The organism is Caulobacter sp. P1_B12_2, from assembly GCF_056406675.1.
In genome coordinates, this window is record NZ_JBFTZS010000177.1 from 1 (window position 1) to 8473 (window position 8473).

At 69.1% G+C, this 8473-nt stretch carries 10 protein-coding genes; 3 read left to right on the forward strand and 7 right to left on the reverse strand.

Features of this window, described 5'->3' with window-relative positions; genetic code table 11:
- The coding region (locus tag AC1DZ6_RS12660) for a primosomal protein N' family DNA-binding protein (RefSeq protein WP_477097526.1) at positions 1-340 on the reverse strand (340 nt) is incomplete at its 3' end.
- A gap of 188 nt (positions 341-528) precedes the next feature.
- Here AC1DZ6_RS12660 and AC1DZ6_RS12665 point away from each other — a divergent pair.
- The 3 genes from AC1DZ6_RS12665 (at position 529) to AC1DZ6_RS12675 (ending at position 4260) form a co-directional block, all read left to right on the forward strand.
- On the forward strand, positions 529-1209 hold the full coding sequence (locus AC1DZ6_RS12665; RefSeq protein WP_477097527.1) for a DUF484 family protein: 681 nt from the start codon (positions 529-531) through the stop codon (positions 1207-1209).
- The gene (locus AC1DZ6_RS12670) at positions 1206-2138 is read left to right on the forward strand and encodes a tyrosine recombinase XerC (RefSeq protein WP_477097528.1); all 933 of its coding nucleotides are present in this window, start codon (positions 1206-1208) and stop codon (positions 2136-2138) included. Before AC1DZ6_RS12665 ends, AC1DZ6_RS12670 begins: the two co-directional genes overlap by 4 nt.
- Before the next feature lie 139 nt (positions 2139-2277).
- Complete coding sequence (locus AC1DZ6_RS12675; RefSeq protein WP_477097529.1) at positions 2278-4260, forward strand: methyl-accepting chemotaxis protein; 1983 nt, start codon at positions 2278-2280, stop codon at positions 4258-4260.
- A gap of 102 nt (positions 4261-4362) precedes the next feature.
- Here the strand turns inward: AC1DZ6_RS12675 and AC1DZ6_RS12680 are convergent, their stop codons facing one another.
- The 6 genes from AC1DZ6_RS12680 to odhB all read right to left on the reverse strand — a co-directional run.
- Positions 4363-4596, reverse strand: coding sequence for a hypothetical protein (locus AC1DZ6_RS12680; RefSeq protein ID WP_477097530.1), 234 nt, complete (start codon positions 4594-4596; stop codon positions 4363-4365).
- Positions 4597-4609: 13 nt separating this feature from the next.
- The gene (locus AC1DZ6_RS12685; RefSeq protein WP_477097531.1) at positions 4610-4933 is read right to left on the reverse strand and encodes a hypothetical protein; all 324 of its coding nucleotides are present in this window, start codon (positions 4931-4933) and stop codon (positions 4610-4612) included.
- Positions 4934-5011: 78 nt separating this feature from the next.
- On the reverse strand, positions 5012-6412 hold the full coding sequence (lpdA, locus tag AC1DZ6_RS12690) for a dihydrolipoyl dehydrogenase (RefSeq protein ID WP_477097532.1): 1401 nt from the start codon (positions 6410-6412) through the stop codon (positions 5012-5014).
- Positions 6413-6600: 188 nt separating this feature from the next.
- On the reverse strand, positions 6601-7083 hold the full coding sequence (locus tag AC1DZ6_RS12695; protein WP_477097533.1) for a putative signal transducing protein: 483 nt from the start codon (positions 7081-7083) through the stop codon (positions 6601-6603).
- Positions 7084-7128: 45 nt separating this feature from the next.
- The gene (locus AC1DZ6_RS12700) at positions 7129-7485 is read right to left on the reverse strand and encodes a DUF3088 family protein (protein WP_477097534.1); all 357 of its coding nucleotides are present in this window, start codon (positions 7483-7485) and stop codon (positions 7129-7131) included.
- A 67-nt stretch (positions 7486-7552) separates the two neighbouring features.
- A partial coding sequence (gene odhB, locus AC1DZ6_RS12705; RefSeq protein ID WP_477097535.1) for a 2-oxoglutarate dehydrogenase complex dihydrolipoyllysine-residue succinyltransferase occupies positions 7553-8473 on the reverse strand: 921 nt, incomplete at its 5' end.

Sequence of the window (8473 nt, forward strand, 5' to 3'; positions counted from 1 at the left end):
GGGCCAGGGCCTTGTCGGGCTTGGCGGCGGGATGGCGCAGGCCGCGCAGGGCCATGGCCAGGGGCCAGCCCGGAATGTCGACCGAATAGCGCGCCGCCCACTCCACAAAGGCCAGGACGCCCGGCGGCAGCGGCGGATCGTCCACCCGTTCCAGCACCGGCTTCAGCGGCCGGTTGCCGCCGGTTCCGTCACGCAGGGCGGTGACCACGCCGCGAATCACGCGCGGGCCCAGCGGCACGGTCACGTGGTCGCCGACCGCCAGCCCCAGGCCTTCCGGCTCGGCGTAGTCGAACGCCTCGGGCAGCGGCATGGGCAGCAGGACGGAGGCTATGCGGGGCATGGGACCTGACATGGAGGGACTTGGGTTCTGCCTCGGAAAGATCCCCAGGTCGAGAGGACCCGTCGCCGGCCCATCAAGCCGCTGTTAACCGACTTGGGGCTTCATCAAGGTTGTCCCCGGCCCCTTGTCTCTAAAAAAAGAGGGGGGAACGCATATGGGGACGAAGTGTGAACGGAGTAAGCCCAGCCATGACCGACGCGACGCAAGCCAGGCTGCCCCTGACGGTCGATCCCGCGCTGGTCCGCGACTTTCTGCTGGCCGAGCCCGACTTCCTGCACAGCGATCCCGACCTGCTCAGCGACCTGGGCCTGCGTCCGGACGCCAGCAACATCGTCGATTTCGGCCCCGCCGCTCTGGCCCGGGTCTCGGCGGCCCACGAGCGCGAGGCCCTGGTCCGCCGCCACATCGAGGCCACCGCCCGCGCCAACTTCTCGGCCCAGGCCCAGAGCCACGCGGCGGTGATCGACCTGCTGGACGCCCGCAACCATTCGGACCTGGCTCGCCGGGTCGACGAGATGGCTATCCTGCGCTTTGGCCTGGCCGCCGGGGTGGTGGTGTTGGAAGGCCCGGGCCGCGTGCCCGCCGGCTGGCACGCCCTGATCGCCGGCCAGATCGACATGACCATGGGCGACCACGGCGTGGCCCGCATGGGCTTCCACGCCCCCGCCTTGGGCCTGTTCGGCGAGCGCATTGAAGAGATCAAGAGCATGGCCCTGGTCCGCATGGCCCTGTGGGAGCCCTCGCGCCAAGGCCTGCTGGCCTTCGGCTCGGCCGATCCCGAGGGCTTCACGGCCGACATGGGTTCGGACCTGGTGGCCTTCCTGGCCCGCGTCGTCGAACGCACGGCCGAGCGCTGGCCGATCCTGTGACCGGCGCGCGCCAGGCCCTGACCGCCTGGCTGGACCATCTGGCCAACGAACGCCGCGCTTCGCCGCGCACCGTGAGGGCCTATGGCGACAACGTCCTGGCCTATCTGAGCTTCATGGAGCGCCATCGCGGCGAGACCCTTTCGGTCGCCGACATGGGGGCGATCACGGCCGCCGAGTTGCGGGCCTATCTGGCCTTCCGTCGCGCGCCGTCTTCCTCGCGAGGCGAAGACGGCCTTTCTCCGCGCTCGCTGTCGCAGAGCCTGTCGTCGATCCGCGCCTTCCATCGCTATCTCGATCACCGGCTGGACACCCCCAACGCGGCCATCGGCCTGGTGCGCGGGCCGCGCATCAAGGTCGGCGCGCCGCGTCCCGTCTCCGAGGACCAGGCCCACGGCCTGATCGCCGAGCTGTCGCTGGACCCCGACCGCGAGGATTGGGAGGTGGCCCGCGACGAGGCGGTGCTGACCCTGCTGTGGGGCTGCGGCCTGCGGATTTCCGAGGGCCTGTCCCTGACCCGCCGCGACGCGCCCTTGCCCGAGAGCCTGCGGATCACCGGCAAGGGCGGCAAGACCCGGATCGTGCCGGTGCTCGACATCGTCCGCGAGCGGATCGACGCCTATCTGGCCGCCCTGCCCTTCGTGCTCACACCCGACGAACCGCTGTTCCGCGCCAAGCGCGGCGGGCCGCTGTCGCCGCGCCACGTCCAGGCGACCATGCAAAACCTGCGCAGCCGCCTGGGCCTGTCCGATCGCGCCACGCCCCACGCCCTGCGCCACTCGTTCGCCACCCACCTGCTGGGGGCCGGCGCCGACCTGCGCTCGATCCAGGACCTGCTGGGCCACGCCTCGCTCTCGACCACCCAGCGCTACACCCAGGTGGACGCGGCGGGGCTGCTGGCGGCGTATGGCAAGGCGCATCCGCGCGCCTAAAACACACCGCGATGTGACATTCCGTCGCGAAAGACCCGCCTAAGCCTTGCAGTTAACTGCGTTTTTACGGCGTTGGCGGCTTCTGGCCTCGAGACCGGAGCCCGCCCCCCTTTTCGGGCGACCGGACATGGGGTTTGCGATGAAGTTCGACGATCTGAAGATTTCGACCAAGGTGGCCCTGCCGGCCGTCATCCTGACCGTGGTCGCCCTCGCGATCACCGCCGTGGGCGCCTGGCAGTCCATGGACGCGGAGGCCGACACCAAGGTGCTGGTCGAGCAACGCGCTCCGGCCGAACTGGAAGGTTCGCGCTTCAATCGTCGCGTCGCCACCATCGGCTACGCCGCCTATCGCACGATCGCCAACGACGCCGCTTCCTCGGAAGCCAAGGCGGCCAGCGACGAGATCGACCAGGCCTACAAGGAGGGCAAGGTCGCCCTCGCCAAGATCAAGGCCGCCGACCCCGCCGCCGCCAAGAAGGTCGCCGACTTCCAGGTCCGCATCGACCGCATCTATTCCAGCGCCCGCCAAGGCGCTGACCTGGGCCTGCAGAGCGCGCCCGACGCGGCCAAGATGGTCATGGGCGTGATCGATCCGGACATCGCCGCCCTGACCAAGGACGTCTCGACCTACACCAACACCCATAGCGACGAGACCAGCGCCATGGTGGCCAAAAGCGCCAAGGAGAACAGGGCCGGCACGATGATGACCATCATCCTCGGTCTGGTCGCCTCGGCCGCCGCCCTGGTCCTGGCCCTGTGGATCGGCCGCTCGAAGATCTCGGCCCCGCTGAGCAACCTGTCGCGCACCATGGAAGTTCTGGCCCAGGGCTCGGTGGACGTCGAGGTGGTCGGCGCCCAGCGCAAGGACGAGGTCGGCGCCATGGCCCGCTCGGTCCAGGTGTTCAAGGACAACGCCCTGGCCCTGCGCACCGCCGAGGCCGCCCAGCAGCGTCTGAGCACCGAAACCGAGGCCGAGCGCCAGCGCAATCAGGAGGCCGCCGAGGCCGCCGCCCGCGAGCAGGCCTTCGTCATGGAACACATCGCCACGGGCCTGACCCGTCTGTCGGACGGCGACCTGACCTACCGCGTCGACGCCGACTTCCCCCAGGCCTATCAGCGCCTGCAGAGCGACTTCAACGGCGCCATCACCCAGATGGAAGAGGCGATGCGCACCATCGTCCACGCCGCCAACAGCATCGGTTCGGGTTCGGACGAAATCGCCTCGGCCGCCGACGACCTGTCGCGCCGCAGCGAGCAGCAGGCCGCCAGCCTGGAAGAAACCGCCGCCGCCCTGGACGAGATCACCGCCACGGTGAAGCGCTCGTCCGCCGGCGCCGTCGAAGCCTCGCGCGTCGTCACCTCGACCCGTTCGGACGCCGAACGCTCGGCCGTGGTCGTGCGCAGCGCCGTCGAGGCCATGAACCAGATCGAGAAGTCGTCGCAGTCGATCAGCCAGATCATCGGCGTCATCGACGAGATCGCCTTCCAGACCAACCTGCTGGCCCTGAACGCCGGTGTCGAAGCCGCCCGTGCGGGTGACGCGGGCCGCGGCTTCGCGGTCGTCGCCCAGGAAGTGCGGGCTCTCGCCCAGCGCTCGGCCGACGCCGCCAAGGAGATCAAGACCCTGATCTCGACCTCCTCGCAGCAGGTCAGCCAAGGCGTGTCGATGGTCGGCCAGACGGGCGAGGCCCTGCAGGCCATCGTCGGCAAGGTCAGCGAAATCGACGGCCTGGTCAGCGAGATCGCCTCGTCGGGCCAGGAGCAGGCCACCGGCCTCAACCAGGTCAACGCCGCCGTCAACCAGATGGACCAGACCGTCCAGCAGAACGCCGCCATGGTCGAGCAATCGACGGCCGCCAGCCACGCCCTGAAGGGCGAGGCCAACAGCCTGATGCAGATGATCGGCCGCTTCCAGGTCAGCGGCGCCGCCGTGGCCCGCACCTCCACGACCCGTCGCGCCGCCCCGGCCACCCAGGTGTCGCGTCCGGCCCCGCGCCCGGCCGTGGCGCCCGCCACCGCCGCCAGCCGTCCCGGCGCCAACCCGGTCCGCTCGGCCCAGGCCAAGCTGGCCGCCTTCGCCGGCTCGGCTCAACCGGCCTCGGACGAATGGGAAGAATTCTAGGGTTTAGTAAGCGTACCGCCCTCGCGTGACTGAGGGCGTCTCCTCCCCTCGAGGACTTAGCGTAGAGCCCCGCCGGATTGCCCCGGCGGGGCTTTTTCGTGGCTAGCGAGGCGGACGCACCGGCGTTGGCACGGGAYAGCCATCGACCTGACGCAACACGGCGTATCGCAGAGCGGTGGGGGCCTTGCCCTCTCGGCGGCCGGGGGATCCGGGGCCCGTCGACATCGCCGCCAGGACCGCGCAGTCCGACCGGATCTTCCAATAGGCGGGCGGGCCGGGCGTCGGCAGGGGCGACACCTGAACCGCGGCGGACATCAGCAGGACGGACAACAACATGCTGGGGCTCCGCCTAGCGCCTTGCTGGCCGGTCGACGTTGAACCGAACCGTCGACGACACCGGGCAGCCATCGACGCTGCGCAGCACGGTCAGGGTGTGGTTGGCCGGCGGCAGGTCGCCCAGGCGCTTGACGCTGGATCCGGCGGCGAGCGGAGGCTGGTCGACCAGCTGCACGCCCGTCTCCCGGCAAACGGCCGGATTGCGGATCGCCTCCATGGCGTCTTCCTTGGCGGTGTAGACAGCAACGCTTCCCCGAAACGGCGGCATCGCGGAGCGCGATACGGGCGGCGGCGCGGCCTGGACCGCGGCGGTTAACAGCAGGGCGGACAAAAGCATGGCGGGGCTCCGTTTCCGAAACCCCGCCACTCTACGTCCAGTCGAGCGCGAACGCTCGTTAACTCGAAGACAGAAGCCCTAGGCCTGCGTCACCCAGCCCTCGACGCCCATCGCCGCCTGGCGCAGGGCCTCGGAGCGGGTGGGGTGCGGGTGGCAGGTGCGGGCCACGTCTTCCGACGAGCCGCCGAACTCCATGGCCACACAGAACTCGGCGATCATGTCGCCGACGTTAGGACCCACGGCGTGGGCGCCCAGGATGCGGTCGGTCTTGGCGTCGGCCAGCACCTTCACGAAGCCGTCGGTCTCGTGGTTGATCTTGGCGCGGCTGTTGGCCAGGAACGGGAACTTGCCGACCTTGTAAGCGACGCCCGCGGCCTTCAGTTCGTCCTCGGTCTGGCCGACCGTGGCGACTTCCGGCTTGGTGTAGATCACACCCGGGATGATGCCGTAGTTCACGTGACCGGCCTTGCCGGCGATCAGCTCCATGCAGGCGATGGCCTCGTCCTCGGCCTTGTGAGCCAGCATCGGACCCGAGGTCACGTCGCCGACGACCCAGACGCCCGGAGCGCTGGTCTTGAAATGGTCGTTGGCGATCACGCCGCGCTTGTCCGGAACGATCCCGACCGTCTCCAGGCCCAGGCCTTGGGTGAACGGGCGACGGCCGATGGCGACCAGCACATAGTCGGCCTGCAGCGTCTCGGCCGCGCCGCCGGCGGCGGGCTCGACGGTGACCTGAACCTGCTTGTCGCCGGCGGTCGCGCCGGTGATCTTCGAGCCCAGCTTGAACTTGAAGCCCTGCTTGGTGAGGATCTTCTGGAAGGCGGTGGCCACCTCGGAGTCAGTGCCGGGAATGATGCGGTCCAAATATTCGACCACGGTGACTTCGGCGCCCAGGCGCTTCCAGACCGAGCCCAGCTCCAGGCCGATAACGCCGGCGCCGACCACGATCAGGCTCTTGGGCACGTCGGGCAGGCTGAGCGCGCCGGTCGAGTCGACGATGCGCTTGTTGTCGATGGTCACGCCCGGCAGCGGGGTGGGCTCCGAGCCCGTGGCGATGACGATGTTCTTGGTCTCGAGCACGGTTTCCGTTCCGTCCTCGGCCTTGACCACGACCTTGCCGGGTCCATCGATGCGGCCCCAACCCTTGATATAGTCGACCTTGTTCTTCTTCATCAGGAACTCGACGCCCTTGGTCAGGGCTTCGACGCTCTCGGCCTTCTGGGCCATCATCTGCACCAGGTTCAGCTTCGGCTTGACCTCGATGCCCAGCTTGACGAACTCGGGCCCGACGGCGGCCTCGTACATTTCCGAAGCGTGCAGCAGGGCCTTGGACGGCATGCAGCCGACGTTCAGGCAGGTGCCGCCCAGCTTGCCGCGTCCTTCGACGATGGCGGTCTTCAGACCCAGCTGCCCAGCGCGGATCGCGCCGTTGTAGCCGCCGGGGCCGCCCCCGATGATGACGACGTCGTATTGAGCCATGGATCTTCGCCTTGAGACGCGCCACGTTCGGCGCCGGACAGAAAATGGGGCCTGTCCCCCGGTTTCCCAAGGGTGATGGGCGCGCGGGTACTCCTAGCGCCTCTGCCTTAAGGATCAACCCAACAGGTGTGTTAAAGGCGCAGTTCATAGGGGTTTCACGCATTCGGGCCCGGCTGCGCGGGCGCCGATCAGGGCAAGGTCGGGGTCGCGCCGGTCCCGGCATGGCGCAGCCAGGTCCAGATCAGGCTCATCAGACTGAGGCCGCAGATCACCACCAGCACCGCCATCACGGCGGTCACGGCGGGGTGTCGGCGGCGGCCGACCACCAGGAAGCCGGCGGCCCAGCCGAAGAACAAAGTCAGCAGCAGCGCCAGACCCGTGCGCGCCAGGCCGGCGGTGGGCGGCGGCGGGGTGGGTTCATCATCCTCGTCTTCCGGCTCCAGAGCCGGCGGCGGTGCGGCGCGCAGCGCGCCGATCTGGGCCTTGGCGTCGGCCGCCTGGTCCTCCGGCGCCCAGAGGCGAAAGCCGCCCATGGCGATGGTCATGATGAAGTCGGCCCCGCCCCAGTACTCGTTCTGGACCAGCACCTGCACGCCCTCGGCCCGCAGGCGCGAAGCGGCGATCTGGGCCTCGGCCAGGTCGGCGAAACGGGCGATTTCCTTCAGGCTCATGCGGGCGCCTCCTGGACCAAAGCGTGGCCGAGAAACGCCGCGACCTCAAGGATGCGGCGGCGAGACCCCGTGCCGGGCCGCCAGGACGCGGGTGATCGGCCCCTCGTTGGTGGCGAACCACAGGCCGTTCGCCGGCTGGACGTCGCCTTCGTGCAAGTCCGGATGCTCGAACCGCTCGGCCAGGATCAGGGTCGGCAGGTTTTGATGCGCCTCGCCCAGCAGGTCGATCATCGGACGACGCGGACGCGCATGGGCCAGGTAGGCGATGTCGAGCCGCTCGCGCACCGCCGGATAGTAGCCGAGGAAGCCCTCCACGGCCGCGCAGGCCATGCAGAACCACGACCGGTCCTGGTCGATCCAGTCGGGGCGGAGAAGGAAGAGACGGTCGCGGGCTTGGGTCATCGGATCTCGCAACGAAAAAGGGGAGCCGTTCGCACGGCTCCCCTTGGTTCGGTCTTGTCCTGAGCGACTAGAGCTCCAGCAGCAGGCGCTGCGGGTCTTCCAGGGCTTCCTTGACCTTGACCAGGAAGGTCACGGCGCCGGCGCCGTCGACCACGCGGTGGTCGTAGCTGAGCGCCAGGTACATCATCGGGCGCACTTCGATCTTGCCGCCGACCACCATGGCCCGCTCCTTGATCGCGTGCATGCCCAGGATGCCCGACTGCGGCGCGTTGAGGATCGGGGTCGACATCAGCGAGCCGTAGATGCCGCCGTTGGTGATGGTGAAGGTGCCGCCCTGCATGTCTTCGATCGACAGCTGGCCGTCGCGGGCCTTCTTGCCCAGACCGCCGATGGCCTTCTCGATCTCGGCCAGGCTCAGGACGTCGGCGTCGCGGACCACCGGAACGACCAGGCCCTTTTCGGTGCCGACGGCCACGCCGATGTCGTAGTGGTTCTTGTAGACGATGTCGGTCCCGTCGATCTCGGCGTTGACGTCCGGCACGGCCTTCAGGGCGGCCACGACCGCCTTGGTGAAGAACGACATGAAGCCCAGCTTCACGCCGTGCTTCTTCTCGAAGATGTCCTTGTACTGGCCGCGCAGGGCCATCACCGCCGTCATGTCGACCTCGTTGAAGGTCGTCAGCATGGCGGCGTTGTTCTGGGCTTCCTTCAGACGACGGGCGATCGTCTGACGCAGGCGCGTCATCTTCACGCGCTCTTCGCGCTCGTGGATCGGACGCGCGGCGGCCGGGGCGGCGGCCGGAGCCGGGGCGTTGGCGCGAGCTTCCAGAGCGGCCAGGGCGTCGCCCTTGGTCACCCGGCCGTCCTTGCCCGAACCGGCGACCTTGGACAGGTCGAGGTTGTTCTCGGCGGCGATGCGGGCCGGGGCCGGGCTGACCGGAGCGGCGGCGACCGGAGCCGGAGCAGCAGCGGGGGCCGGGGCCGGGGC

Excerpts from the sequence above, each read along its gene's own strand:
- AC1DZ6_RS12675 (WP_477097529.1), top strand. The coding sequence starts at position 2,278 with ATGAAGTTCGACGATCTGAAGATTTCGACCAAGGTGGCCCTGCCGGCC.
- AC1DZ6_RS12700 (WP_477097534.1), bottom strand. The coding sequence starts at position 7,485 with ATGACCCAAGCCCGCGACCGTCTCTTCCTTCTCCGCCCCGACTGGATC.
- AC1DZ6_RS12665 (WP_477097527.1), top strand. The coding sequence starts at position 529 with ATGACCGACGCGACGCAAGCCAGGCTGCCCCTGACGGTCGATCCCGCG.
- lpdA (WP_477097532.1), bottom strand. The coding sequence starts at position 6,412 with ATGGCTCAATACGACGTCGTCATCATCGGGGGCGGCCCCGGCGGCTAC.
- AC1DZ6_RS12695 (WP_477097533.1), bottom strand. The coding sequence starts at position 7,083 with ATGAGCCTGAAGGAAATCGCCCGTTTCGCCGACCTGGCCGAGGCCCAG.
- AC1DZ6_RS12685 (WP_477097531.1), bottom strand. The coding sequence starts at position 4,933 with ATGCTTTTGTCCGCCCTGCTGTTAACCGCCGCGGTCCAGGCCGCGCCG.